24 protein-coding genes, 1 tRNA gene and 1 pseudogene are annotated in these 23,781 nt (G+C 70.7%); 14 read left to right on the plus strand and 12 right to left on the minus strand.

Annotated elements, in window-relative coordinates; all coding sequences use genetic code 11:
- Positions 1-164 precede the first annotated feature (164 nt).
- The gene (locus ASG23_RS00465; RefSeq protein ID WP_200941476.1) at positions 165-1,121 is read right to left on the minus strand and encodes a hypothetical protein; all 957 of its coding nucleotides are present in this window, start codon (positions 1,119-1,121) and stop codon (positions 165-167) included.
- Between the two features lie 130 nt (positions 1,122-1,251).
- Here ASG23_RS00465 and ASG23_RS00470 point away from each other — a divergent pair, with 130 nt between their 5' ends.
- Positions 1,252-1,791 carry a peptidylprolyl isomerase gene (locus tag ASG23_RS00470; protein ID WP_056018583.1) on the plus strand — a complete coding sequence of 180 codons (540 nt, stop codon included), beginning with the start codon at positions 1,252-1,254 and terminating at the stop codon, positions 1,789-1,791.
- 144 nt (positions 1,792-1,935) lie between these two features.
- Positions 1,936-2,661 (plus strand): rhomboid family intramembrane serine protease, encoded by a 726-nt coding sequence (locus ASG23_RS00475; protein WP_327019451.1) that lies wholly within the window; start codon positions 1,936-1,938, stop codon positions 2,659-2,661.
- A 306-nt stretch (positions 2,662-2,967) separates the two neighbouring features.
- On the opposite strand, the gene ASG23_RS00480 is transcribed toward ASG23_RS00475, so the two are convergent.
- Positions 2,968-3,216 (minus strand): cell division protein CrgA, encoded by a 249-nt coding sequence (locus tag ASG23_RS00480; protein ID WP_056018590.1) that lies wholly within the window; start codon positions 3,214-3,216, stop codon positions 2,968-2,970.
- 210 nt (positions 3,217-3,426) lie between these two features.
- Here ASG23_RS00480 and ASG23_RS00485 point away from each other — a divergent pair, with 210 nt between their 5' ends.
- The 4 genes from ASG23_RS00485 to ASG23_RS00495 are packed head-to-tail and all read left to right on the plus strand — an operon-like array spanning position 3,427 to position 5,879.
- Entirely contained in the window at positions 3,427-4,254 is an 828-nt protein-coding gene (locus ASG23_RS00485) for a DUF881 domain-containing protein (protein ID WP_056018593.1), read from the plus strand.
- On the plus strand, positions 4,251-5,054 hold the full coding sequence (locus ASG23_RS00490; RefSeq protein WP_056018597.1) for a class E sortase: 804 nt from the start codon (positions 4,251-4,253) through the stop codon (positions 5,052-5,054). The genes ASG23_RS00485 and ASG23_RS00490 overlap by 4 nt, the downstream gene beginning before the upstream one ends.
- Before the next feature lie 31 nt (positions 5,055-5,085).
- The gene (locus ASG23_RS20200; protein WP_186813462.1) at positions 5,086-5,244 is read left to right on the plus strand and encodes a hypothetical protein; all 159 of its coding nucleotides are present in this window, start codon (positions 5,086-5,088) and stop codon (positions 5,242-5,244) included.
- Positions 5,241-5,879, plus strand: a complete 639-nt coding sequence (locus ASG23_RS00495) for an aminodeoxychorismate/anthranilate synthase component II (RefSeq protein ID WP_235520774.1) — start codon at positions 5,241-5,243, stop codon at positions 5,877-5,879. The genes ASG23_RS20200 and ASG23_RS00495 overlap by 4 nt, the downstream gene beginning before the upstream one ends.
- A 48-nt stretch (positions 5,880-5,927) precedes the next feature.
- Here ASG23_RS00495 and pknB read toward each other — a convergent pair whose 3' ends face one another.
- Genes pknB through ASG23_RS00530 form a run of 7 tightly spaced genes read right to left on the minus strand, consistent with a single transcriptional unit; the run spans position 5,928 to position 14,620 of the window.
- Positions 5,928-7,931, minus strand: a complete 2,004-nt coding sequence (gene pknB, locus ASG23_RS00500) for a Stk1 family PASTA domain-containing Ser/Thr kinase (RefSeq protein WP_056018602.1) — start codon at positions 7,929-7,931, stop codon at positions 5,928-5,930.
- Positions 7,931-9,181, minus strand: a complete 1,251-nt coding sequence (locus tag ASG23_RS00505) for a serine/threonine-protein kinase (RefSeq protein ID WP_056018604.1) — start codon at positions 9,179-9,181, stop codon at positions 7,931-7,933. The genes pknB and ASG23_RS00505 overlap by 1 nt, the downstream gene beginning before the upstream one ends.
- Positions 9,178-10,629, minus strand: a complete 1,452-nt coding sequence (locus tag ASG23_RS00510) for a peptidoglycan D,D-transpeptidase FtsI family protein (RefSeq protein ID WP_056018607.1) — start codon at positions 10,627-10,629, stop codon at positions 9,178-9,180. Before ASG23_RS00510 ends, ASG23_RS00505 begins: the two co-directional genes overlap by 4 nt.
- Positions 10,626-12,053, minus strand: a complete 1,428-nt coding sequence (locus ASG23_RS00515; RefSeq protein WP_056018610.1) for an FtsW/RodA/SpoVE family cell cycle protein — start codon at positions 12,051-12,053, stop codon at positions 10,626-10,628. The genes ASG23_RS00510 and ASG23_RS00515 overlap by 4 nt, the downstream gene beginning before the upstream one ends.
- A 10-nt stretch (positions 12,054-12,063) precedes the next feature.
- Positions 12,064-13,377: a Stp1/IreP family PP2C-type Ser/Thr phosphatase gene (locus tag ASG23_RS00520; protein ID WP_056018615.1), complete on the minus strand. Its 1,314-nt coding sequence runs from the start codon at positions 13,375-13,377 to the stop codon at positions 12,064-12,066.
- Positions 13,378-13,381: 4 nt separating this feature from the next.
- Positions 13,382-13,900: an FHA domain-containing protein FhaB/FipA gene (locus ASG23_RS00525; protein ID WP_056018618.1), complete on the minus strand. Its 519-nt coding sequence runs from the start codon at positions 13,898-13,900 to the stop codon at positions 13,382-13,384.
- A gap of 9 nt (positions 13,901-13,909) precedes the next feature.
- Complete coding sequence (locus tag ASG23_RS00530) at positions 13,910-14,620, minus strand: FhaA domain-containing protein (protein WP_056018623.1); 711 nt, start codon at positions 14,618-14,620, stop codon at positions 13,910-13,912.
- Between the two features lie 193 nt (positions 14,621-14,813).
- On the opposite strand from ASG23_RS00530, the gene ASG23_RS00535 reads away from it, so the two are divergent.
- Positions 14,814-14,896, plus strand: a tRNA-Leu gene (locus ASG23_RS00535).
- A 118-nt stretch (positions 14,897-15,014) separates the two neighbouring features.
- On the opposite strand, the gene ASG23_RS20640 is transcribed toward ASG23_RS00535, so the two are convergent.
- Both ASG23_RS20640 and ASG23_RS20645 read right to left on the minus strand, forming a co-directional pair.
- On the minus strand, positions 15,015-15,422 hold the full coding sequence (locus ASG23_RS20640; protein WP_327019458.1) for a helix-turn-helix domain-containing protein: 408 nt from the start codon (positions 15,420-15,422) through the stop codon (positions 15,015-15,017).
- Between the two features lie 54 nt (positions 15,423-15,476).
- Positions 15,477-15,722, minus strand: a pseudogene (locus tag ASG23_RS20645) (DJ-1/PfpI family protein); the annotation flags it as partial.
- Between the two features lie 178 nt (positions 15,723-15,900).
- On the opposite strand from ASG23_RS20645, the gene ASG23_RS20205 reads away from it, so the two are divergent.
- The 4 genes from ASG23_RS20205 (at position 15,901) to ASG23_RS00560 (ending at position 19,645) form a co-directional block, all read left to right on the plus strand.
- Entirely contained in the window at positions 15,901-16,518 is a 618-nt protein-coding gene (locus ASG23_RS20205) for a hypothetical protein (RefSeq protein WP_056018629.1), read from the plus strand.
- An 84-nt stretch (positions 16,519-16,602) separates the two neighbouring features.
- A complete protein-coding gene (locus tag ASG23_RS00550) occupies positions 16,603-17,244 on the plus strand; it encodes a GyrI-like domain-containing protein (RefSeq protein WP_056018632.1) in 642 nt (213 codons plus the stop codon).
- A gap of 159 nt (positions 17,245-17,403) precedes the next feature.
- Complete coding sequence (locus tag ASG23_RS00555) at positions 17,404-19,011, plus strand: FAD-dependent oxidoreductase (RefSeq protein WP_056018635.1); 1,608 nt, start codon at positions 17,404-17,406, stop codon at positions 19,009-19,011.
- Positions 19,012-19,081: 70 nt separating this feature from the next.
- Positions 19,082-19,645, plus strand: coding sequence for a hypothetical protein (locus ASG23_RS00560; protein WP_157465457.1), 564 nt, complete (start codon positions 19,082-19,084; stop codon positions 19,643-19,645).
- Positions 19,646-19,671: 26 nt separating this feature from the next.
- On the opposite strand, the gene ASG23_RS00565 is transcribed toward ASG23_RS00560, so the two are convergent.
- Positions 19,672-20,628 carry a DUF4862 family protein gene (locus tag ASG23_RS00565; protein ID WP_056018640.1) on the minus strand — a complete coding sequence of 319 codons (957 nt, stop codon included), beginning with the start codon at positions 20,626-20,628 and terminating at the stop codon, positions 19,672-19,674.
- A 220-nt stretch (positions 20,629-20,848) separates the two neighbouring features.
- On the opposite strand from ASG23_RS00565, the gene ASG23_RS00570 reads away from it, so the two are divergent.
- The 3 genes from ASG23_RS00570 to ASG23_RS00580 are packed head-to-tail and all read left to right on the plus strand — an operon-like array spanning position 20,849 to position 23,750.
- A complete protein-coding gene (locus tag ASG23_RS00570; protein WP_056018644.1) occupies positions 20,849-21,889 on the plus strand; it encodes a TRAP transporter substrate-binding protein in 1,041 nt (346 codons plus the stop codon).
- Positions 21,886-22,446, plus strand: a complete 561-nt coding sequence (locus ASG23_RS00575; protein WP_056018647.1) for a TRAP transporter small permease — start codon at positions 21,886-21,888, stop codon at positions 22,444-22,446. Before ASG23_RS00570 ends, ASG23_RS00575 begins: the two co-directional genes overlap by 4 nt.
- On the plus strand, positions 22,443-23,750 hold the full coding sequence (locus ASG23_RS00580) for a TRAP transporter large permease (RefSeq protein ID WP_082515623.1): 1,308 nt from the start codon (positions 22,443-22,445) through the stop codon (positions 23,748-23,750). The genes ASG23_RS00575 and ASG23_RS00580 overlap by 4 nt, the downstream gene beginning before the upstream one ends.
- The last annotated feature ends 31 nt before the right edge of the window (positions 23,751-23,781 follow it).

The raw sequence follows: 23,781 nt of genomic DNA on the forward strand, positions 1-23,781 counted from the left end.
AGGGATCCGGCGGGTGGCCCGGCGTCGCCTCGCTGCGGCCCCGGCACGACGCGCCTGGCGCATCGTGCAGAGCGGGTGGTCAGAGGGTCAACGGCCAAAACGTTTCGGTAGACGACGACGGCCCCCGGTCCGTGGGGACCGGGGGCCGTTTCGCGACCAGGGGGTCAGGCGGGCTTGTCGCCCTCTGCGGTGGGGTCGACGAAGGGGTCCGGCGTCGCGCCGACGACCGGCTCGGTCGTCCCGACGACCGGGTCCGTCGCACCGTCGTCGTCCGGCTTCCCGGTCCGGCGGGTCGCGGCCTTCTTCGCCGCCTCCGTGGCCCCGGCGACCTTCTCCTTGGCGGCGTCCGTCGCCCCGGCGACCTTCTCGGTCAGCTCGTCCTTCGCCTCGACGACCTTCTCGGTCAGCGACTCGGTCGCGGCCGTGACCTTCTCGGCTGCCTTGCGGGTGGCGTCGCGCCCCTTGGCGACGGCGCTGCCGGCCGCCTCCCCGACGGCGTCGGCCGCATCGCCCACACGGGTGTGCGTGGTGCCGGCGTCTGTCGGCTCCCACGGCTCGGCCCACGGGTCCACGCTCGAGCGCGAGCGCGTCCAGGCGGCGACCCCCGCCCCGATGCCGATGAGCGCAGCGAGGAGCCAGAACACCTTGGCGCCCGTGTGCTTCTTCTTGCCCGACGCCGCCTCAGCAGCGGCAGCCAGGGCGGCTGCCCTGCCCTTGCCCTTCTTGGCGGTGGTGCCCGCAGCCGCCTCGACGGCGGCTCCGGCTTTGACCGCGGCCTCGTTCATCGCGGCCACCAGCTTGGGCAGCAGGTCGTCGACCAGCTTGTCGTGGGCCGTGTCGATGGCGGGCGACACCCGCTCCGCGGCGTGCTCCACCTTGGGTGCCGCTGCTTTCACGCTCTCCTTGTACAGGTGCTCCACCCGCGGCAGCAGCCAGTCGATGGCTGCCTCGACCTTCGGGGTCGTCCAGTCCTTGGCATGGGATGCGGCGTCCCCGGCCTTCGCCGCAGCGGTGCCTGCAGACTCCTTGGCACTCTTCGCGGCGTCGGCGAGGGTGGCCCCCAGGTCGGCCAGCTTCTCGCTGTCGACGTCGATCTTCGCGCGGCTCTTCGTGAACGGCATTCTTGGCTCCCGGCTCGTCGGCTGCACTGACCACCCACTCTGCCACCGCGGACGCGGCAGCGCAGTGGCTGTGGCCTGCGCACCTGGGCGATCTCCTGTGATCCAGGGGGTCGCGTGCGAGACTTCTCGCATGTTTGCGACCCTCCACACGACCGCCGGAGACATCCGGATCGAGCTCTACCCGAACCACGCTCCCCGCACGGTGCAGAACTTCACCGGGCTGGCCACAGGAACGATCCCGTGGACGGACCCGACCACCGGTGAGGAACGGACCGACCCGCTCTACAGCGGCGTCGTGTTCCACCGCGTGATCTCCGGGTTCATGATCCAGGGCGGGGACCCGCTGGGCACCGGCCGCGGGGGCCCGGGCTACACGTTCGACGACGAGATCCACCCCGAGCTGTCGTTCAACGAGCCCTACCTGCTCGCCATGGCCAACGCCGGCAAGCGCGTCGACCCGACCACAGGCAAGGTCGGCGGCACCAACGGCTCCCAGTTCTTCATCTCCGTGGCCCCCACCGAGTGGCTCAACGGCAAGCACACGATCTTCGGCAAGGTCGCCGACGACGAGAGCCGCGCCGTGGTCGACGCCATCGAGAAGACCCGCGTCCGCCCCGGCGACCGTCCCGTCGAGGACATCGTCCTCAACTCGATCACCATCGAGGACTGAGGCACCATCAGCGGGAGTCCCGAACCGGGCGCGCCGGTCGCGCCGCCGGTCTGCCCTCGTCACCCGGACCGGGTGTCGTACGTGCGGTGCCAGCGGTGCGGCCGGCCCACCTGCCCCGAGTGCCAGCGCCAGGCCGCTGTCGGCGTGCACTGCGTCGACTGCGTCGCTGAGGCGGCCCAGGCGCTGCCGACCAGCCGGACCGCCCTCGGCGGCGTCCGGCACGAGGGCCGGCCGATCGTCACCCTGACACTCATCGGCCTGTGCGTCGTGAGCTTCGTCCTGCAGCTCGTCGTGCCGGGGTGGACCACCCGGTGGCTCTTCCAGCCGCTCGCCGGGTTCGTCGAACCGTGGCGCTTCCTCACCGCCGCGTTCCTGCACTCCCCGGGCCAGTACCTGCACATCGTGTTCAACATGGTCGCCCTGTGGTTCGTCGGGCCCACCCTGGAGAACACGCTGGGCCGCGCCCGGTACATCACTCTCTACCTGATGTCGGCCGTCGGCGGCTCCGTCGGCTCGGTGCTGCTGGCCACCGCCACGGACAGCTGGTTCACGACCAGCGTCGGGGCGTCCGGGGCGGTCTTCGGCCTGTTCGGCGCGATCCTGGTGGTCAGCAAGCGGCTGGGCGGCGACGTCCGGGGCATCCTCGTGCTCATCGGCATCAACCTGGCCCTCGGGTTCGTGATGTCGAACATCGCGTGGCAGGCCCACGTCGGTGGGCTGGTCACCGGTGCGCTGCTCGCAGCCGCGTACGCCTACGCGCCGCCGGCCCGGCGACGGCTCGTCGCGATCCTCGCACCGGTGGCGCTCGGTGCGCTGCTCCTGGTCGCCACCCTGCTGACGTACGCGTCGATCGGCGCCTTCTCCTCCTGACCGGCAGGGCTGACGATCGCCTGGAGAGCCGGATTCGACGAGCTCGCCGCCATCCCCACCGTTACCCACACCTGTGGAACTACACCCATGTAGTTATCCACAGACTTGTGCACCGCTGGGGACAGTCGCGGCGTTGTCGCAGGTCAGAGAGGGTGGCTGTGGACGACACAGTCGGCGCCGCGAGGGGGGCGAGGGTGGGGACGGCCGCCGAGCGATCGCCGAGGGAGCTGGGGGTGACGAGCCGCCTGGGTCGACGAAGGCGCCGCCCGCAGGGTGCGGACGGCGCCCAGGTACGTCTGTCTGGCGTCAGCGCCAGCGGGTCGTCATGGCGAAGCCGGCGATGATGAACGCGAACCCGATGAGCAGGTTCCACTGCTCGATGCCCGGGATCGGGTACTGGGACTGCGTGAGGTACGTGACGACGATCCAGATCAGTCCGAGGATCATCAGCCCGAGCATCACGGGGAGGAACCAGGGCGCGTTGACCTTGGGTCCCGTCGACTTGGCGGGCGGCGGTGTGTACGTCGCCTTCTTGCGCGACTTCGACTCAGGCACGTCCGGTGCTCCTGTCCTGCGGCGATGCGGCCCTCGGGCCACGGGGGACCACGCGGTTGCCGTCGCGGTCGTGGGGCGGTCGATCATGCTGCGGGGGTCCGCGTCGTCACGGACTCCTCGCATCGTGACCTAGCGTAGTGCCCGTCCGTACTGTGCCCGTACTGCGCCGTCTCCGCACCGTCGCAGGGCGCCCCGCCCGAGGAGCCGTTCGTGACCGACCACCCGCACCGCGCGCGTCGCCTCGTCGCGCGCGGAACGCTGTCGGTCGCGCTCGTCCTGGCCCTGTCGGGCGCGCTCTTCGCCGCCAACGCCAAGTTCGCCCGTGCGTCCGGCGAGCGCCACCCGCAGGACCTCCGGGAGCTGGCCGAGGTCGAGACCGCTCGGGTGGCGCGGCTGTCCACGGAGGTCGACACCCTGCGCGCGGTCGTCGACGACCTGACGGCGGTCGAGAACGCGGGGACGCCCGTGGGTGAGCCCAGCACGGCCTACCTGGTCGAGGGCGGGATCGTGCCGGTCACCGGTCCGGGAGTGACGGTGCGGCTCGACGACGCGCCCGCCGACTCTCCTCGTCGCGACGACTCCAACCCCGACACGCTCGTGGTGCACCAGCAGGATCTGCAGGCGGTGATGAACGCGCTGTGGGCGGGGGGCGCCGAGGCGATGACGCTGATGGACCAGCGGGTGATCTCGACGAGCGCGTTCCAGTGCGTGGGCAACGTCCTGAAGCTGCACGGCCGGGTGTACTCGCCGCCGTACGTGGTGCAGGCGGTCGGCGACCCGGACGACCTGCGCAAGGGTCTGAGCGCGTCACCGGCCGTCCAGCTGTACCTGCGCGACGCCGCGGAGGTCGGGCTCGGCTGGGACGTGACGGATGCGGACCAGCCGCTCGAGCTCGCCGCCTACTCGGGCGCCACCGAGCTGCGAGCCGCGACGGTCCCCGAGGGCGTCGAGATCCTGCCCGGGCTGGAGGCCGCCGAGGAGGCGCAGCGGGCCAGGACCGAACCCACCAGGACGGTCGGACCCGAGGACAAGCAGTGAGCAGCGAGACGACGACGGAGCCACCTGCTCCCACCCGTCGAGAACAGCGCGCGGCCGGCCGGAGCCGCGCCCGTGACGTGTTCTACGGGGTCGTCGGGGTGATCGGCGAGCTCCTGATCACGCTCGGCGTCCTCCTCTTCGCGTTCCTGCTCTGGCAGCTGTGGTGGACGGACGTCGTCGGGAACCACGCGCAGGCCGAGATCGTGGCAGAGCTGCCGTTCGAACCCGTGCCGACGGCCACGCCGAGCGCCGGGGCACCCGTCGGACCCGTCATCGCCCCGCCGCGTCGGGACGAGCCGCCTGTCATGGCGGAGCCGCCGCACGCCACGACGTTCGCGACGATGCAGGTGCCGCGCTGGGTCGGCGAGCCCGAACGACCGATCAGCCAGGGGACCGATCGGGCGACCGTGCTCGACGTGCTCGGCGTCGGGCACTACGAGGGCACGGCGATGCCCGGCGGCCTCGGCAACTTCGCCGTCGCCGGCCACCGCACCACGTACGCCAAGCCCTTCAACCGGGTCGAGGAGCTGCAGGTCGGGGACCCGCTCATCCTCAAGACGACGGACAACGTCTGGTACGTCTACCGCGTGACGTCGACGCAGATCGTCCCTCCGTCCGCGATCGACGTCATCGCCCCGGTCCCCGGCGACCCCGGCGCGGTGCCTACCGAACGGATGATCACGCTGACCACGTGCCACCCGATGTACTCAGCCCAGGAACGGTTCATCGTGCACGGAGTCCTGGACTACTGGGCGCCGACCTCGGACGGCATCCCAGCAGAGCTGGCCGGTGGCGCATGATGGTCACCTGCGTGCGAGACGGAGGACGCTGATGTACGGATGGTTGTGGCACCGGCTGCCCGGACCCGCCGGCGTGCGCGCGCTGATCCTCACGGTCGCGGCACTGGCCGTGCTGGCGGCCTGCTTCCTGTGGGTGTTCCCGGCGGTCGCGCCGTTCATGCCGTTCAACGAGACCACGGTGGGTGAGTGACAGTGCAGTCGACAACGCGGATCCTGGTGATCGACAACTACGACTCGTTCGTCTACACGATCGTCGGCTACCTCAACCAGCTGGGTGCCGAGACGGTCGTCGTGCGCAACGACGCGGTGCCGCCCGTGGCGGAGCGTGCCGACTTCGACGGCGTCCTGGTGAGCCCTGGCCCGGGGACGCCTGCCGACGCGGGCCAGAGCATGCAGGTCATCCGCGACTGCGCGGACGCCGGGCTGCCGATGCTCGGGGTGTGCCTCGGCCACCAGGCGCTCGGTGAGGTGTTCGGTGGCACGGTCACGCACGCTCCCGAGCTCATGCACGGCAAGACCAGCCAGGTGGAGCACAAGGGCGAAGGCGTGCTGGCGGGACTGCCCGACCCGTTCACCGCCACGCGGTACCACTCTCTCGCGGTGGTCAACGACACGGTCTCCGACGAGCTGGAGGTCACAGCGACCGCACACGGGATCATCATGGGCCTGCAGCACGTGTCCCTCCCGCTGCACGGCGTGCAGTTCCACCCCGAGTCTGTGCTGACCGAGGGCGGTCATCGCCTGCTGGCCAACTGGCTCGAGATCTGCGGCGACGACCAGGCCGTGGCGCGCTCCGAAGGGCTGCACCCGCTCGTCCGCCTCTGACCGACGACGAAGGGGCCGTCCCAGCCGGGACGGCCCCTTCGTCATGCGTCAGGTGGTGGTCGGCGTCGGGGCCGGGTTGTTGTTGTTCCTGCCCGACGGTGCCTTCGCCACATGGATGTCGATCTGCTGGTCCAGCGGGACCTCGTCGCCCGACGTCGGATCCGTCCGGATCACGGTGCCGGCCGGGGCTTCCGACTCGTCGTCGATGCGGTTGAAGTTCGTCAGCCCGAGCCCCTGCAGCTGCTGCACCGCCTGCTCGTACGTCTTGCCCACCAGGTCGTTCGGGATGGTCGCCGTGGTGGGCGCGGTGGCGATCTCGAGGTTGATCACCCGGCCCTGCTTGACCGGCGTGCCGGCGGGGACGTCCTGGCTGACGACCGTGTCGGGAGTCTGGGTGCTCTCGACCGGCGACGTGTTGACCTGCAGCTTGGCGTCGTTGAGGAGGGTGGTCGCCTCGGCCTTCGTCTTGCCCGTCACGTCCGGGACCAGCACGTTGCCCGTGGACACGAAGAGCGTGACGGACGAGCCGGCGGTGACCGACGTGCCCTCGGGGGGCTCCGTCTTGGTGACCTGGCCCTGCGGGAAGGCGGGGTTGTCGTCGTCCTCACGGTTGGCCGAGACGGTGAGACCCGCCTCCGTCAGGATGTCGGTCGCTTCCTGCTCTGTCCGACCGGCGACGGACGGAACAGCGAGGCTGGAGGGTCCGGTCGAGACGAAGGCCGTCACGGTCGACTCCTTCTCGACGTCTGTGCCCTCCGCCGGGTCGGTCCGGATGACGAGGCCGACCGCGACCGTGTCGCTCGCTTCGTCGGCGCGTTCGTAGAGCAGGTCCGCCTCGGTGATCATGGTCCTGGCCTCGGCCTCGGTCAGACCGACGACCGTCGGCACCGGCACGGTCGTCTCCGGCGTCTCCCGGTTGTTCGCGATCAGCAACGCCACGATCCCCGCCACCGCGAGCACGGCGATCGCGATCAGCAACGGCAGCAGCCACGGCCGCTTCTTGCCCTCGTCCTCGTCGTCCAGCCCGTCGGCGGTGGCGACGGCCGCACCGGTCGACCCCCACGGCGAGGTTGCCGCCGGCATCGTCTGCGTCGTCGCGACCGGCGGAGCCATCAGCTGCGTGGCCTCGGTGGCGGGCGTCGCGACCAGCGCCGCGGCGGCGAGCGCCCCGACTGCCGGTGCGCCCACGGCCCCGCCGCGCACGGCGGCCTCCAGGTCGGAGCGGAACTCGGCGGCGCTGGAGTAGCGGGAGTCGCGCTCCTTGGCCAGGGCCTTGAGCGTGATGCGGTCCAGCGAGTCCGGGACGTCCGAGGCGAACGTCGACGGCACCGGCGCTGCCTCACGGACGTGCTGGTAGGCCACGGCCACGGGCGAGTCACCGGTGAACGGCGGACGGCCGGTGAGCAGCTCGAAGAGCAGGCAGCCGGTGGAGTACAGGTCGGAGCGGGCGTCCACGGTCTCGCCGCGCGCCTGCTCCGGCGAGAGGTACTGCGCCGTGCCGATGACGGCCTGCGTCTGGGTCATGGTCGCGGCGGAGTCGGCCATCGCACGGGCGATGCCGAAGTCCATGACCTTGACAGCGCCCGTCGGGGTGAGCATGACGTTGGCGGGCTTGATGTCGCGGTGCACGATGCCCGCGTGGTGCGAGTACTCCAGCGCCGAGAGCACGCCGGCCGTGATCTCCACGGCCTCCTCGATGGGCACCGCGTGGCCGTCGCGCAGGATGTCGCGGACGGTGTGGCCCTCGACGTACTCCATGACGATGAACGGGACGTGCGCGACGACGCCGGTCGGCTCCGTGAAGACGTCCTCGCCGGTGTCGTAGACCGAGACGATCGCGGGGTGGTTCAGCGCGGCGGCGGACTGCGCCTCGCGGCGGAACCGGTTCTGGAAGGACGGGTCCCGCGCCAGGTCGGACCGCAGGATCTTGATGGCCACCGTGCGGCCGAGTCGGGTGTCGTGGCCGATGTGCACCTCGGCCATGCCACCGCGGCCGATGAGCTCGCCGACCTCGTACCGTCCTGCGAGGGTGCGGGATCCGTCGTCCACCACTAGGCGTCCTTTGCTTCCGTCGATGCGGGGTCTGCGGCGAACGCTACCGACCCGTTGTCGGTGATCATCCCATCCGGGGCATCTGCACGAGGGTAGTGGCCCGCCGAGGCCACCAGCCGGGTTGCGCCGTCGTGCGGTCCGTCCGCCCTGGTGATCTTCGCCGCGAGGGCTGCACCGAGGAGGCCGATCAGCAGCAGGACCAGCGCGAGGAGCGGCCACGACAGCCGTCCGGAGCGGCCGAGACGCACCCCCGTGGTCGTCGATGCCCGCCGGGCTGCCGCGCGGCCCGACGGTTCCTCGGCGCGGCGTGTCCGCCGCGGCGGGTACGACGGCGGAGCACCGACCGGGACGTCTGCCGAGGTGGACGCCGTCGCGAACGTGTCCGGGGTGCGCTGGACCTTCGTGACCAGGACGGGGACCCCGGAGGGCGGCGTGCGCGGGACCAGCCGGTCCAGCAGCTGCGCCAGCTCCTCACCGGACGCCGGCCGTGCGGTCGGCTCCTTGGACAGCAGCCGCAGGACGAGGGCGGCCAGCGGCCTGTCGACGGTCGCGGGCAGTGGCGGGACGGCGTCGTTCACGTGGGCCACGGCGATGTCGACCGCCGTCGGACCGGTGAAGGGCCGGTGGCCGACGAGGGCCTCGTACGCGATGATCCCCAACGAGTACAGGTCGGACAGCGGGGTCGCGGGCTTGCCGACGGCCTGCTCCGGCGACAGGTACTGGGCGGTCCCCATCACCATGCCCGTCGCCGTCATCGCCAGCTGGTTGCGCGCCAGGGAGACCCCGAAGTCGGTGATCTTCACGCGGCCGCCGCGGCCCAGCAGGATGTTGCCCGGCTTGACGTCCCGGTGCACCACGCCCGCCAGGTGCGCCGCGTGCAGGGCGCGGGCCGTCTGCGCGAGGATCGGCAACAGGCGACGGGTGGGCAGCACGGGCTCGCGCTCGAGCAGGTCGGACAGGGGCTCGCCGACGACCAGTTCCATGATCAGGAAGCCGGAGCCCTCCTGCTCGCCGTAGTCGAACAGCTGTGCGATGTTCGGGTGCGACAGGGACGCGGAGTTGCGCGCCTCGGTGCGGAACCGTTCGAGGAAGCCACGGTCACCGGCGAACTCCGAGCGCAGCACCTTGACCGCGACCGGGCGGGCGAGAGCGTCGTCGTACCCCTCCCACACCTCGCCCATGCCACCGACGGCGATCTGCCGGACCAGCCGGTAGCGCTCGCCGAGCAGGAGACCCGATGCCGTCTTCACGATCCCAGCACCGCCTCGATGACGGCCTTCGCGATGGGGGCCGCGACCCGTCCGCCGGTCGCCTCGTTGCCCGCGTTCCCCCCGTGCTCGACGATCACCGCGACCGCCACGCGCGGGGCGTCGGCGGGGGCGAACGCGGTGAACCACGCGTGCGGCGCCTGACCGTCTGCCGTCTGCGCGGTGCCTGTCTTGCCGGCCACCTGGACGCCGGGGATCTGCGCGGCTTCGCCCGAGCCGTTCTCGACGACCCCGATCATCATGGTCCGCAGCGAGTCGGCGGTCCCCGGGGACGTGGCCGTCGAGTACAGCGTCGGCTCCGTCTCGTACACGCGGTGCAGGTCCGCCGAGCGGACCGTCTGCACGAGGTACGGCGTCATCAGCTGGCCCTGGTTCGCGATCGCCGCGGACACCATCGCCATCTGGATCGGCGTCGCCTGCACGTCGCGCTGCCCGATGGCGGACTGGGCCGTGACGGGCACGTCCATGTCCTCGGGGAACACGCTCTCGGCCACCAGCATGGGGATGGTGAGGTCGGGATCGTTGAACCCGAAGCGCTCTGCCTGCGTGAGCAGCGCGTCGGAGCCCACGTCCATGCCGAGCTGCGCGAACGACGTGTTGCAGGAGATGCGCAGCGCGTCGGACAGCGTGATCGGGTCGGCGCCGCAGCCACCCCCGCCGAAGTTGCCGATCGTCGCGGACGTCTGCGGCAGCGTCAGCCGGACCGGGGCGGGCAGGGTGCTGTCGGGCGTGAACTGGCCGCTCTCGAGCGCCGCCGCGGCCGTGACCAGCTTGAACGTCGAACCGGGCGGGTAGCGCTCCTGCGTCGCGTTGCTGCGCAGCGGGTTGCCCTCGGCGGCGTCCAGCTCCTGGTAGGCGGCGCTCGCGGCGGTGATGTCGTGCGACGCGAGCACGTTCGGGTCGAAGCCCGGCGTCGAGACGAGGGCGAGGATCTTGCCGGTCGACGGCTCGATCGCGACGACGGCACCCTGCTGGCCGGCCAGGCCGTCGAAGGCCGCCTGCTGTGCGGCGGGGTTGATCGTCGTCTCGACCGCCGCCCCCTCCGGCTGGCTCCCGGTGATCAGGTCGCGGATGCGGGAGAAGAACAGGCGGTCCCCGCGGCCGGTCAGCTCTTCGTTCGCGGCCCGCTCCAGCTGCGAGCGGCCGTTCACCACGGAGTAGAAGCCCGTGACGGCGGAGTAGAGGTCCCCGTTGGTGTACGACCGCTGGTAGCCGTAGGCGTCCTCGACCTTCGTGGAGAGCGCGATGGCCTCACCGGCGACGACGATCGGTCCGCGGGCGTTGCCGAACTCGCGGTACAGCGTGCGGACGTTGCGGCTGTCGTTGTTGAGGCGCTCGGCCTGGACGTACTGCACCCAGGTGGCGCTGGCCATGAGGCCCACGAACATGACAAGGACGACCGTGGCGAGGCGGCGCAGCGGGGTGTTCATCGCACCCCTCGCATGACCTCGGTCAGCTGGTCGTCGTCGCCGACCGCCGGGGTGCCCGCGACGGGCGTCAGCGTCGGCTTCATCGACGGTGCCGGTCGCCGGGCCTCGTCGGAGATCCGCAGCAGCAGGGCGACGATCACCCAGTTGGCGACGAGCGACGAGCCGCCGTACGCGATGAACGGCGTGGTCAGACCCGTGAGCGGGATGATCCGGGTGACGCCGCCCACCACGACGAACGTCTGGAGCGCCACGATGAACGCCAGACCACCCGCCAGGAGCTTGCCGAAGCCGTCGCGCACCCCGATCGCCGTGCGCATGCCGCGCTCCGTGAGGATCGCGTAGAAGAGCAGGATCGCGAGCAGCCCGGTCAGGCCCAGCTCCTCACCCAGGGACGCGACGATGAAGTCCGACTCCGCGAACGGCACCAGGTCCGGGCGGCCCTGCCCCCACCCGGTGCCGAACAGGCCGCCGCTGGCCATGCCGAACAGCCCGCGCACCAGCTGCCCCGAACCGCCCGGGCTCTGGTCGAAGACGGCGGGGTCGAACGCGTGCAGCCAGGCGTCGAACCGCGCTCCGACGTGGGCGAACGTGCTGGCGGCGACGATCGCCCCCAGGACGAACAGGAGCAGCCCGATGACCACCCAGCTGAGTCGTTCGGTGGCGAGGTACAGCATGGCGACGAACAGGCCGAAGAACAGCAGCGAGGTCCCGAGGTCGCGCTCGAGGACGAGGACCGCCACCGACGCACCCCAGACGATGAGGATCGGGCCGAGGTCCCGTGGGCGTGGCAGCTGGAGACCCAGCACCTTCGGCCCGGCGAGCGCGAGGGTGTCGCGATGGGTGACCAGGTAGCCGGCGAAGAAGATGGCGAACGCGATCTTGGCGAACTCCGCGGGCTGGAAACCGACCCCGCCGACGCGCACCCAGATGCTGGCTCCGTTGATGCTGACGCCCAACCCCGGGACCAGCGGTAGCAGGACGAGAACCAGACCGGCGATCATCGCGGTGTAGGTGTACCGCCTCAGCGTGCGGTGGTCCCGCAGCAGGATGATGACGGCCGCGGCGAGGACCACCGAGACCGCCGTCCACACCAGCTGACGCTGCGCGAACGTGTCCTCACGACCCCGCGCCGCGTACGCGAAGTCGATCCGGTAGATCATCGCGAGGCCGATGCCGTTCAGCGCCACCGTGATCGGCAGGATCACCGGGTCCGCGAACGGGGCACGCCACCGCAGCACCAGGTGGATGCCGATCGCGAGGGCCGCCATGCCGACCCCATAGCCGATCACGTCGGGCGGCACCTCGTCGGTGGTGCCGATGCCGGCGAGCGCGTACGACGCCACGCCGATGGCGAGCGCGAGCAGCAGCAGGCCCAGCTCGACACCCCGGCCGGCCCGCACCCGGTGCGGCTGGACGGTAGCCATCACTCGCGGCTCACGGTGTGGCCGTCCCGGACGGGACGGGCGTGGCGGTCGGGGTGGTCGAGGTGGGGGTCGGTCGCGGCGACGGAGCGATGTCCTCCTCGAGCATCGCGACCAGGCCGCGGGCGTCGTCGAGGGAGTCGGCGTGGATAGTCTGCTCCACGCGCTCCTGCAGGTAGCGCGAGTCGAGGTCCTCCACCGACGTCCCGGTGCGTTCCACCACGGAGGACAGGGCGATCGGGCCCAGCGTCTGCGGGAGACCGCGGTAGATCACGACCTCGTCGTCGTCGACTCCCACGTAGTACTGCGTCTGCGTCCAGCTGTACGCGACCAGCGCGGCGCCGATGACGACTGCGGCGATCCCCAGCCACACGACGACCGTCCGCCAGCGACGCGGGGCCGGCGGTTGCTCGTCCTCGTCGGTCACGGCCTCGGCCGGGGCGCCCTCCTGCGCGTCGCCGTCCACCTGGGCGGCCCGCGCCAGCCCTGCGGCCCGTGCCGCAGGGCTGGCAGCGGCGGCCGTCGGGTCGTTGCGGCTCAGTGCCGCGGCGCCCACCACCGTCGCGTTCGTCGTCGGGCCCTCGCCGTCGGCGACGTCGTCGAGCTCCACCACGTCCGCGAGCACGACCGTGATGTTGTCCCCGCCGCCGGCCCGCAGCGCCAGCTGGACCAGCCGGTCCGCGCACGCGTCGACGTCGGCGATCGTCGCCATCGTCTCCTCGATCGTCTCCGCGCTCACGAAGCCCGACAGGCCGTCCGAGCACAGCAGCCACCGGTCGCCCCGGCGCGCCTCCCGGACCGACAGGTCAGGGGTCACCTCCGGGTCGAAGTCGCCCAGCACGCGCATCACGACCGACCGCTGCGGGTGGTGCTCCGCCTCCTCGGGCGTGATCCGGCCGATGTCCACCAGGTGCTGCACGAACGTGTGGTCGGTGGTGACCTGCGTGAGGACGCCGTCGCGCATCAGGTACCCGCGCGAGTCGCCCAGGTGCACCATCGCGAGCTTGTTGCCGGCCCGCAGGATGGCGAGCACCGTCGTGCCCATGCCGCTCAGCTCCGGGTCGGCGTCGCTGCGCGCGATGATCTCGTCGCGGGCGTCGGCGAGCGCGGTCTCCAGCTGGTCCAGCGCATCGTCGGGACCGTGCGACTCGCCGTCGAGCGGTGCGAACGCGGCGACAGCGACCGAGGACGCGACATCGCCACCCGCATGCCCGCCCATGCCGTCCGCGACCATGAGCAGGTGCGGACCGGCGTACGCCGAGTCCTGGTTGTTGGAGCGCACGAGCCCGACATCGGACCGCGCCGCATATCTGAGTGCGACGGACACCGGGTTACCTCTGCAGCTCGAGAACGCTCTGGCCCACGCGGACGGGTGTACCCGTCGGGACGGGAGTCGGAGCCTCGACGCGCTGGTCCGCCACGAATGTCCCGTTCGTCGACCCGAGGTCCTCGACGAACCACTGGCCGCCCTGCGGGAAGATCCGCGCGTGCCGCGACGACGAGTAGTCGTCGTCCAGGACTAGCGTGCAGCCCGGTGCGCGGCCGATGAGCACAGCCGACGTACCCAGGGGGACGATCGTGCCGCGCAGCGGACCCTCGGTCACGACGAGCCGACCGGGCCCGCTCCCGCCGCGCGCTGAACGGGGGACGCGGGCCGGCGCCCCCTCGGGCTTGGTGGGTTCGGTCGCGACCGACGCAGCTGCCGCTGCAGGGACGGCCTTGCGACGACGCCTGTCCGTGATGCGCGTCCCGTACAGGTCGCGGCGCAGCACACCGATGGCGAAGAGCACGAGCACCCACAGCAGAGCCAGGTAACCCAGCCGGAGCAGGGTGATCGTCAGTTCACTCATGTGCCGGCGTCACTCGTCCAGGTCCGGCTCGCCGCCTGTCCAGAACAGGATCCGGGTGCGCCCGATGGTCAGCGTGTTGCCGTCCAGCAAGGTCGCAGCAGGAACCTGATGGCCCTCGACGAAGAGTCCGTTGGTCGAGCCCATGTCTGTCGCGACCACCCCGTCGCCCGTCACCCGGATCTCCAGGTGCCGCCGCGAGACGCCCGGGTCGTCGACGATGATGTCCGCCTCCGAGCCGCGCCCGATGACTGTGACCGGGCCCGTGAGGATGTACCGCTGGCCGTCGATGTCCACCAGAGGGTGCCGCGCACTGGGCGCCGACGAGGCCGACGCTGGCGCGACCGCACCGCGCACCGTGGCGCTGTGCACCCGGAACCGCGCAGCCTCGAGCTCGCCGTCCTCGCTGAACGAGACCGTCACCGGACCCACGAACGCGTAGCGCTGGCTGGCCGCGTAGTCGGTGATGTTGTTGGCGAACTCGTCCGCCAACGCCTCCGCACCCCACGACTCCACCTGGTCGTAGTCGGCAGTGGCGAGCTCGATCGTGAACTCGTTGGGCACGACCGTGCGATCCCGACCCACGACGGCAGCCCTGTCATCCACCTCGCGGCGCAGCGCGCTGGCGAGGTCGAGCGGCTTGAGCTCGCTCTTGAAGGCCTTGGCGATGGCGTTGTTGACCACCCGCTCCACGCCGTTCTCGAACCTGTCGAGGATGCCCACTGCCACCTCCCCCGTCCCTCGTGCACGTCTGCGTGCAGCTGCCCTCACCGCAATCCGCCTTGATCGTAACTGTGACGCGCCGGTACGGGGCCGGATGGGGGGCGAAGTGCGCGCGGCGTCTCGCCCGGACGGGTCAGCGGGCTGCGCCCGCGTTCAGATGCAACCCCGACGTCGTGCTAATGTTCTGCGGCGCGCGCGAGTGGCGGAACGGCAGACGCGCTGGCTTCAGGTGCCAGTGTCCGAAAGGGCGTGGGGGTTCAAATCCCCCCTCGCGCACACGTGGGTGGTTCTTGTAGAAACCGCCTGAGCAGTATCGAAACTCCCGGTCAGAGCGATCTGACCGGGAGTTTCGTCGTCGGTGGGCTCAGTCGCTGCTGCGCGGGACGGCTGCGGCTCACCCGGCCAGCCGGCTCCGGAACATGCGTCGGTAGGCGGCGGGCGACATGTGCAGCCCTTCGGAGAACCTCTGTCGGAACGTCACAGGGCTGCGGAAGCCCGCCGCGGACGCGACGTCCTCGATGGCTTGGTCGGACTCCTCCAGCAGTGCCAGCGCCCGCGCGAGCTTCTGGCTCGTCACCCACCGTGCCGGGCTGGTACCCGTGACCTCTCGGAACCGCCGGGAGAAGTGCCGCGTGGACATGAACGCGGCTCGCGCCAGCTCGTCCAGGGTCAGCTCGGTGTCCAGGTGGCGAAGTGCGTGCTCCATCGCGAGGGCGATGCCGTCGGGACGGGGTGCCCAGTCCTGGACCGGCGTCTGCAGGTACTGCGGCTGAGTTCCGTCCCGGTGCGGCGCGACCACCATGTACCGGGCGACGTGCCGGGCCACGCGCGCACCCAGGTCCGTGCGGAGGATGTGGAGGCTCAGGTCGATCCCGCCGGCAGTGCCGGCGGCGGTGATGACACGCTCCTCGTCGAGGTAGAGCATGTGCGAGTCGACCTCGACGGTCGGGTACAGCGCGCGGAAGCGGTCCGCGTGCTTCCAGTGCACAGCGGCTCGACGTCCGTCGAGGACACCGGCCGCTGCCAGCACGAACACGCCGGTCCAGGTGGACACGAGACGCGCACCTCGTGCGTGGGCTCTGCGGATCGCTGACAGGACCTCCGGGGGGGCCGGGAAGCTGGTCTCGTCGGGCCTGGCCGACTGACGCGCCGCGGTAGAAGGTCACGTCGGCTGCGCCCGAGTTGTGGTCAGATGACCATGCGCATCGGCCCGCGGGGTCGACGACCTGGCCTTTGTGGCGGCCGGGGGCATGCGAGCGGGTTGCCGAGAGGGGCGTGGCGTGGACGCACGGCAGAAGGTCGTCCGTCGGACCTCGGGAGTGGCCGGCGTGCTCGTGGCCGTCCTCCTGCTGGCGGCGTGCGGTGACGGCGGGTTGCCTCGTCCGACCCCGACGATCACGATCCCCACGCCGACGATCACTGTCCCGACCCCGACGATCACGGTCCCGTCGCTCCCGACGCCGACCGTGACCTCGCCCATCCGCCCCTCGCCGTCGGAGACCGCCGAGCCCGAGCCGACTCCGACCGAGCCCGAGCCGACCCGCACGCGGCGGCCGCGACCGACTCCGACCCCCACCCCGACTCCCACCCCGACCCCCACGCCGGAGCCGGAGCCCACCCCGACCGAGACGGCCGTCGCCCCGGTGCCGACCTCGGCTCCGACCCCGACGCCCACCCCCACCCCCACACCGACGCCGACGCCCACGCCGACCCCGACCGTGACGCCGACCCCCACGCCGACGCAGGAGGTCACACCGTCCCCGTCCCCGTCGGCCGACGACACGGCCGAGGTCGCTGACGGCACCCCGGCATGGGTCTGGTGGCTGCTCGTGCTGCTCGTCGTCGGCCTCGGCGTCGGGATCCCGCTGATCGTCCGAGCGCGTCGACGTGCCGCCTGACCGCAGGTCGCGAAACCTGAGCTGAGCGAGCCCTCGCTCTCCTGCGGTCGATGCCCGCGAGGAGACCGGTGGGGAGGGAGTGTGATGACGGACAAGACCGACGTCAAGACCTACGACAGCTACCAGGCGACGCGCGGTCGCTTCCGGCTCGTGGACGTGCCGGACATCCAGTACCTGATGGTCGACGGCCACGGAGACCCCAACGGCTCGCCGGCCTTCAGCGAGGCGCTCGAGGCGCTCTACCCGGTGGCGTACGCGCTGAAGCTCGCCAGCAAGCGTGAGCTCGGACGCGACTACGTCGTCCCGCCGCTGGAGGGTCTGTGGTGGGCCGAGGACTTTGAGTCCTTCACAGTGGCACGGGACAAGTCCCGGTGGGACTGGACGTTGATGCTGATGGTCCCGGACTGGCTGGACCAGGAGGCGGTCGCAGCTGCGGTCTCGCAGGTCGACGCGAAGGGGCAGTCGGCGCGGGTGCGCGACCTCCGGTGCGAGGCGCTGTCCGAGGGGCTTTGCGCGCAGACGCTGCACGTCGGCAGCTTCGACGACGAAGCCGATGTGCTCGCGCGCATGCACCACGAGTTCATCCCGGACAGTGGGCTGCGCATGGTGGGGACGCACCACGAGATCTACCTGAGCGACCGGCGAAGGGTCGAGCCGGAGAAACAGCGGACGATCCTGCGGCAGCCGGTGGCGCCGGTCGCCGACCCGATGGTCGAGCCGCGATGAACCCGGCGCCGCTGAGGCGCCTGCGGCCCGCCGCACCCCACACAGCGCGACCCCGGACCTCGACGGTCCGGGGTCGCGCCGCGTCCGGCGGACGCAGGGCCGGGGGCCGAGGTCTGCGACGATGCGGGGATCTGGTCCGACCCGTCCCCGCGAGGCCCCGTGATCACCGCAGCCGAGCTGTCCGCCATCCCGCTGTTCGCCGACCTGACACCGGACCAGCTCGGGTTCCTCGCGCGCGCTGTCGAAGACTTCTCCCTGCTGCCCGGGGAGTACGCGGTCCACGAGGGGGACGAGCGCGCGTTGTTCGTCGTCGTGGACGGACGGGTGGACCTCACCAAGGAGATCAACGGCGTCGAACGTGTCATCGGCCCCCGCGGCCCCGGCGAGATCTACGGGGAGGTGCCGGTCATGCTCAGCATGAACATGCCGGCCAGCTGCGTGGCGGTCGAGGCGTCGAGGATGGTCAAGGTGGACGTCGGGACGTTCTTCACGCTCGCGGCCACGGCACCGCAGGTCGTCGCCCGGGTGGGTGCGTTGGCGCAGGGGCGCATCGAGGGTCTGAAGGAGATCGCCGCCGAGAAGCCCACGCCGGAGATGGTCGTGATCGGCCGGCCGGTCGACCCGCGGGTGCACGAGCTGCGGACGTTCCTGCACCGCAACAAGATCTCCTTCGACACGCTCGACACGCCGGCCGGGCACGACGACCCCGTGGTGCGGCTCGCCGACGGCACACGGCTCGTCGACCCGGCTGTGCGGGAGATTGCGCTCGCGGGTGGGCTGCAGGTGGTGCCGTCTCGCGACGAGTACGACGTGGTCATCGTCGGCGGCGGACCGACCGGGCTCACGGCGGCCGTGAACGGAGCGGCTGAGGGTCTCCGCACGCTGGTCGTCGAGAAGTTCGCCCCGGGCGGTCAGGCGGGGACGTCGACACGGATCGAGAACTACACCGGCTTCCCGTTCGGGGTCTCGGGTGACGAGCTGGCCAGCAAGGCACTGCGGCAGGCGGGACGGCTGGGCGCCGAGATCGTCGTGACGCGGACCGTCGAGGGCGTCGACCCCCGGACGTTGTCCGTGACGCTGGACGGGAGCGCGCAGGTCGACGCCAAGGTCGTGCTGCTGACCTCCGGGGTCGAGTGGCGGCACCTCCTCCTGGAGGAGATCGACCGCTTCGTCGGCAACGGCGTCTACTACGGCGCTGCGCGCAGCGACTCCGGCCTGGCGCACGGCAAAGATGTCTACATCATCGGCGCAGGCAACTCCGCGGGACAGGCGGCCCTGTTCTTCTCGCGGTTCGCCCGGAGTGTGACCCTCGTCGTGCGCGGCGAGTCGCTCGCGTCGAGCATGTCCCAGTACCTGATCGACCAGATCGGCTCGAACCGGCACATCACCGTCGAGACGCGCTCCGAGGTGACCGCGCTGCACGGGCAGGAGGTGCTCGAGCAGATCGAGGTCGTCGACCGGCGCACCGGGACCGTCGTGACCCATGAGGCCGAGGTGCTGTTCGTGATGATCGGCGCGGACGCCGTCACCTCCTGGCTCCCCGACGAGGTGGCGCGCGACGCGCACGGGTACGTGCTCACCGGTCCCGATGCCCGGTCGTCGGGCGGGTGGATGCACGCCAGGGACCCGTTCGCGCTCGAGACCACCGTGCCCGGCCTGTTCGCGGCCGGCGACGTCCGGTCCGGGTCCGTGAAGCGGGTGGCCGCCGGGGTGGGCGAAGGGGGCATGGTGATCGCGTTCGTGCACCAGCTCCTCGCGCTGCGGTAAGAGAACGGTGCTTCGGCGATCGCGGCGTGTGCGGCGGGGGCGTGTCAGTGGTCGGTTGCACCCTTGACCCATGATCACTCTCTCGTGCTCGTGCGGTTCCGCGGGGACCACTCGTCGTCACCCGATGCGCGGCCTGTCCGCCGACGAGCGGGCTGCGCTGATCCGCGGCGCGTTCTCGGTGAGCGGCGGCTTCCTGGCGCTCGAGGTCGACGCCTCCTGGCACCCCGGTTCCGACGAGCCCGCCGAGTCGTGCGTGGTGCTCGCGGACCTGGACTCCCTCGACGCCTCGGCCGGTCTGGACGCTGCCGGCGCCAAGGCGATCCGGGACCTGCTGGAGATCGGGCACGTGTCCGGCCAGCCCTTGCCCGCGCCCGTCGAGGTCGGATCCGTGCGGTTCCGGGTCGCGCCGGCCGACGAGTTCGGGCCTGCGATGTCCTACCTGGTGACCGAGGGCACCGAGACGCTGCTCGAGGCGACGGTGCCGGTCCCGCACGACGACCTGCTCCCCGCGCTCGTCGCCGTGCACAGCGAGCGCGGGGTGCCTGGTCTCACGAGCCTCGACGCGCTCGCCGCTCGGTTCGGCCTGGTGACGGCCGTCGCGCACCTCGATCGCGAGCGTGCCGCCGTGGCCTGAGCCGGCGACAGCGGTCGAGCCCCAGGTCAGAGGCTCGCCCGAGCCTCCGCGACGACCTCCAGCGATGCGCGCACGACAGCGAGCCGGGTGGCGACGTCCGCGTCCGTCGGCCGGACGCCGACCTTGACACCGACCCGCGGGACGTCGCCCGCGACCTTGAGGGTCTCGGTGATCTCCGCGAGGCCCATGAGCGAGCCTGCGGAGGCGGCGAGGGCAGGGTGGTCGTCGGAGCGGGGCGGGATGTGCATGTCCGACCACGGCGGGTTCCAGGGGGTCGACTCGCCGGTCGCCCCGGAGAGCACGAGCATGCGCAGCAGGCCGGCCTCGGCCACTGCCTGGGTGTGCTCGACGGCGGTGGCGGTGCTGCGGCCCTCGATCACGGACCGGCCCCAGTTGACGCACATGCCGAGCACGTCCGCCGGCAGGCCCTTCGAGCGCACGACCGCGAGCTCGTCCTCGAGCGTCCAGAACCCCTTCGCAGGGGTGAGGCCGGGCACGTAGGCGTCGCAGTGCTCGACCAGGAGCTCGGCGCCTGCCAGGTCCCAGCCGAGGATCTCGTCCAGCGAGCGGGAGAACGCCTCGACCGAGCCGCTGCGCGGTCCGGGGGCGCTGTGCACCTCGATCGCGCTCACCCGTCGGCGCCCGTCGGAGTCGGCCAGGGTGACGGCCAGGTCCCGTGCACGGGCGACGTCGGCGAGCGCGAGCGCCCGCTGGTCCTCGTCAAGGGAGCCCAGGCCGTAGGTCGGCGCCACGCCGAGCCGCGGCATCATCGTCGGCACGAGCGAGACGACGACGTCCCACTCGGGCCGCAGGTTCCGGGCCACCCAGCTGGCCTCCAGGCTGCGGGTCCCCTCCAGCGGGAGGGCGTGCTCCAGGCCGCCGATGCCGAGATCGACCAGGCCGGCGAAGAACTCGTCCTCCTCCGTGGGGTCCTCGGGTGCAGCGATGTAGCCCGAGAGCAGCAGGTGGTGAAGCGAGGGCATGGATCCTCCGGATAGTCGGCGGTGACTTGACGGGCAGACCGAGACTATCTACCTTTTCCGCTGTACGGAACCGAGTTCCATGGCCAGACAGGCACCGAGGCCTGTCCCCGACGACGACGAAGTCTCGGCACGTCTGCACGTACGCCCCTCAGCACCCCCAGTTCACCCCGCCTGCTCGACCAGCGAGCTCACCCGTGTGAGCCGACGAAGGAGTCATCCCATGATGCGAAGCAAGGTCGTGTCGATCGCCGCACTGCTCGGGGCCACAGCCCTCACGCTCGCCGCCTGTAGCAGCGGGACCGACGCCGGCGCGTCGGAGACCGACGGCTCCAGCGAAGAGGCCGTCTCGACGACCACCTTCAAGGTGGCGTTCAACCAGCAGCCGAACCACCCCCAGTACATCGCGCTCGACGCGATGGGCGACCGGATCAAGGAGCGCACCAACGGCGCCTACGACCTCGAGGTGTTCCCCAACGAGACCCTCGGCGCCCAGAAGGAGACCATCGAGCTGGTCCAGTCCGGGACGATCGAGTTCGCGATGGTGGCCGCGCCGCTGCTCGAGAACTACAACCCCGACTTCGTCGTCTTCAACCTGCCGTTCACGTTCGACTCGCAGGACCACCAGCGCGAGACCACGAACGACCCGGAGATCGTCTCCGAGCTGTACGCGTCGCTGGACGACCAGAACCTGCGCGTCCTGGGCTCGTTCCACGGCGGCATCCGCTCGATGTACAACTCGATCAAGCCGATCGTCACCCCCGCGGACATGGAGGGCATGAAGATCCGCGTCATCGAGTCCGAGACCAACATCGAGATGATGGAGCTCATGGGGGCGACGGGTACCCCGATGGGCATGGGCGACGTCTACACGGCCATCCAGTCCGGTGTCATCGACGGCGCCGAGAACAACGAGCTCACCTACGCGAACGTCAAGCACACCGAGGTCGCGCCGTACTACAGCTACACCAAGCACCTCATGCTGCCCGACTACCTCATCAGCAACCCGAGCGTCATGGACGGGCTGCCCGAGGACGTGCAGGAGATCTTCGCCGAGGAGATCGCCGCGGCCGTCGAGGAGGAGGGTGCCCTCTGGAAGACCGAGATCGAGGTCTCGAAGGAGAAGGCGATCGCTGACGGCGCCAAGTTCAACGAGGTCGACGAGGAGGCGTTCGCCGAGGCCATCGCCCCGCTCACGCAGTCGAAGCTGACCAACGACTTCATCAAGGACATCCACGCCAAGGTCCGGGCAGCCGCTAAGTGAGCGAGCACCCGCTGAGCTCTGAGAGCGCACCACGGCCGTCGGTGCTGGCCAGGTTCAAGTCGCTGCTCGACATGGTCCTGCGCACGATCTGCGTCAGTCTCTTCGCGCTCCTCGTCGTCCTCGTGACGTGGCAGGTCTTCACGCGCCTCGTCCTGTCGAACCCGAGCATCTGGTCCGAGGAGCTGGCCAGGTACGTGTTCATCTGGCTGAGCCTCATCGGGATCTCGATCGCGACGGGTGAGAAGGCCGACGTGGCGATCGACTACTTCGTGCAGAAGGCGCCTCTCGCCGCTCAGCGGGTGCTCGAGATCGTGGCGTACCTCGCCACGCTCACGTTCGCGCTCGTCGTCATGGTCTGGGGCGGCTACCTCAACGCCGCCCAGACCATGCACCAGCTCAACCCGGTCCTGCCGATCTCGGCGGGGGTGCTCTATCTCGCGGTACCGATCTCCGGGGTCCTGCTCACCTTCTATCTGATCTACCACCTGATCAGGACGCTCTCGCCTGGCTACACCGGGCTCGAGCACATCGCCGCAGAGGACGGGGTGGAGCTGTGAACGACGTCGCGCTCGTGAGCGCAGTCATGCTCGGCGGGATGGTCGTGCTGATGCTGATCGGGGCACCGATCAGCATCAGCATCGGCCTCCCGTCGGCCATCTCGATGATCCTCGTCCTCGGGCTGGAGAACGGCGCCACCACCTCGGCGCAGCGGATGTTCACGGGCGTCAACTCGTTCGCCCTGCTGGCCATCCCGTTCTTCGTGCTCGCCGGCGGCATCATGAACAACGGCGGGATCGCGACCCGGCTCATCAACCTCGCCAAGGTGCTCGTCGGCAGGACGCCGGCGCCGCTGGCCCAGACCAACGTCCTGGCCAACATGCTGTTCGGCTCGGTCAGCGGGTCGGCCATCGCGGCGGCGGCGGCCGTCGGCACGACGATGGCGCCGATGCAGGCGCGCGAAGGCTACGACAAGGGCTTCACCGCCGCGACCAACGTCGCCTCGGCCCCGAGCGGCATGGTCATCCCGCCCAGCAACTTGCTGATCGTCTATGCGCTGGCCAGCGGCGGGACGTCCGTCGGGGCGCTCTTCATGGCCGGCTACATCCCGGGCATCCTCTGGGGCGTCGCCTGCATGGCGGTCGTCTGGTTCTACGCCCGCAAGCACCCCGAGCTCAAGGCGCCCGTGCGGTCGAGCCTCGGCGAGCTGGGGCGCACGTTCGTCCAGGCGCTGCCGTCGCTGACCCTCGTCGTGGTCGTGATCGGCGGCATCATCGGCGGCTTCTTCACCGCGACGGAGGCCTCCGCGATCGCGGTCGTCTACGCGCTGCTGCTGGGGTTCCTCTACCGGGCGATCAAGATCAAGGACCTGCCGCACATCCTGTACAACGCGGCACGGACCAGCTCCGTGGTGATCTTCCTCATCGGCGTCTCGTCGATCATGTCGTTCGTCATGAGCTTCACCAAGATCCCGCAGCTGATCGCGGAGACTCTCCTCGGGTTCACGGACAGCAAGTTCGTCGTCCTGCTGATCATGATGGTGGTCCTGCTGATCATCGGTATCCCGCTGGACGCGACCCCGGCCATCCTGATCTTCACGCCGATCTTCCTGCCGATCGCCATGCAGTACGGGATCGACCCCGTGCACTTCGGGATCATGATGACGTTCAACCTCTGCATCGCGGTGATCTCACCACCATCGGCCCCGGTGCTCTTCGTCGGCGCGCAAGTCGCGGGCGTCAAGGTCGAGTCCGTCATCGGGCGGCTCATGCCCTTCTTCCTCGCGCTCGTCGCCGTGCTCCTGCTGGTGACCTTCGTGCCTGCCCTGTCCCTCTGGCTGCCGGGCCTCTTCGGCCTGCTGTAGTCGACCCCACTCGAAAGGCAGCTCATGCATC

Origin of the sequence: Cellulomonas sp. Leaf395, from assembly GCF_001424125.1 — a bacterium.
GTDB lineage: Bacteria > Actinomycetota > Actinomycetes > Actinomycetales > Cellulomonadaceae > Cellulomonas.

Bases quoted from the DNA above. Each gene is read 5' to 3' on its own strand.
- ASG23_RS20200 (WP_186813462.1), top strand. From the start codon at position 5,086: ATGTACGGATGGTTGTGGCACCGGCTGCCCGGACCCGCCGGCGTGCGC.
- ASG23_RS00565 (WP_056018640.1), bottom strand. From the start codon at position 20,628: ATGCCCTCGCTTCACCACCTGCTGCTCTCGGGCTACATCGCTGCACCC.
- ASG23_RS00465 (WP_200941476.1), bottom strand. From the start codon at position 1,121: ATGCCGTTCACGAAGAGCCGCGCGAAGATCGACGTCGACAGCGAGAAG.
- ASG23_RS20640 (WP_327019458.1), bottom strand. From the start codon at position 15,422: ATGGTGGTCGCGCCGCACCGGGACGGAACTCAGCCGCAGTACCTGCAG.
- ASG23_RS00570 (WP_056018644.1), top strand. From the start codon at position 20,849: ATGATGCGAAGCAAGGTCGTGTCGATCGCCGCACTGCTCGGGGCCACA.
- ASG23_RS00560 (WP_157465457.1), top strand. From the start codon at position 19,082: ATGATCACTCTCTCGTGCTCGTGCGGTTCCGCGGGGACCACTCGTCGT.
- ASG23_RS00550 (WP_056018632.1), top strand. From the start codon at position 16,603: ATGACGGACAAGACCGACGTCAAGACCTACGACAGCTACCAGGCGACG.
- ASG23_RS00470 (WP_056018583.1), top strand. From the start codon at position 1,252: ATGTTTGCGACCCTCCACACGACCGCCGGAGACATCCGGATCGAGCTC.
- ASG23_RS00510 (WP_056018607.1), bottom strand. From the start codon at position 10,629: ATGAACACCCCGCTGCGCCGCCTCGCCACGGTCGTCCTTGTCATGTTC.
- ASG23_RS00525 (WP_056018618.1), bottom strand. From the start codon at position 13,900: ATGAGTGAACTGACGATCACCCTGCTCCGGCTGGGTTACCTGGCTCTG.
- ASG23_RS00515 (WP_056018610.1), bottom strand. From the start codon at position 12,053: ATGGCTACCGTCCAGCCGCACCGGGTGCGGGCCGGCCGGGGTGTCGAG.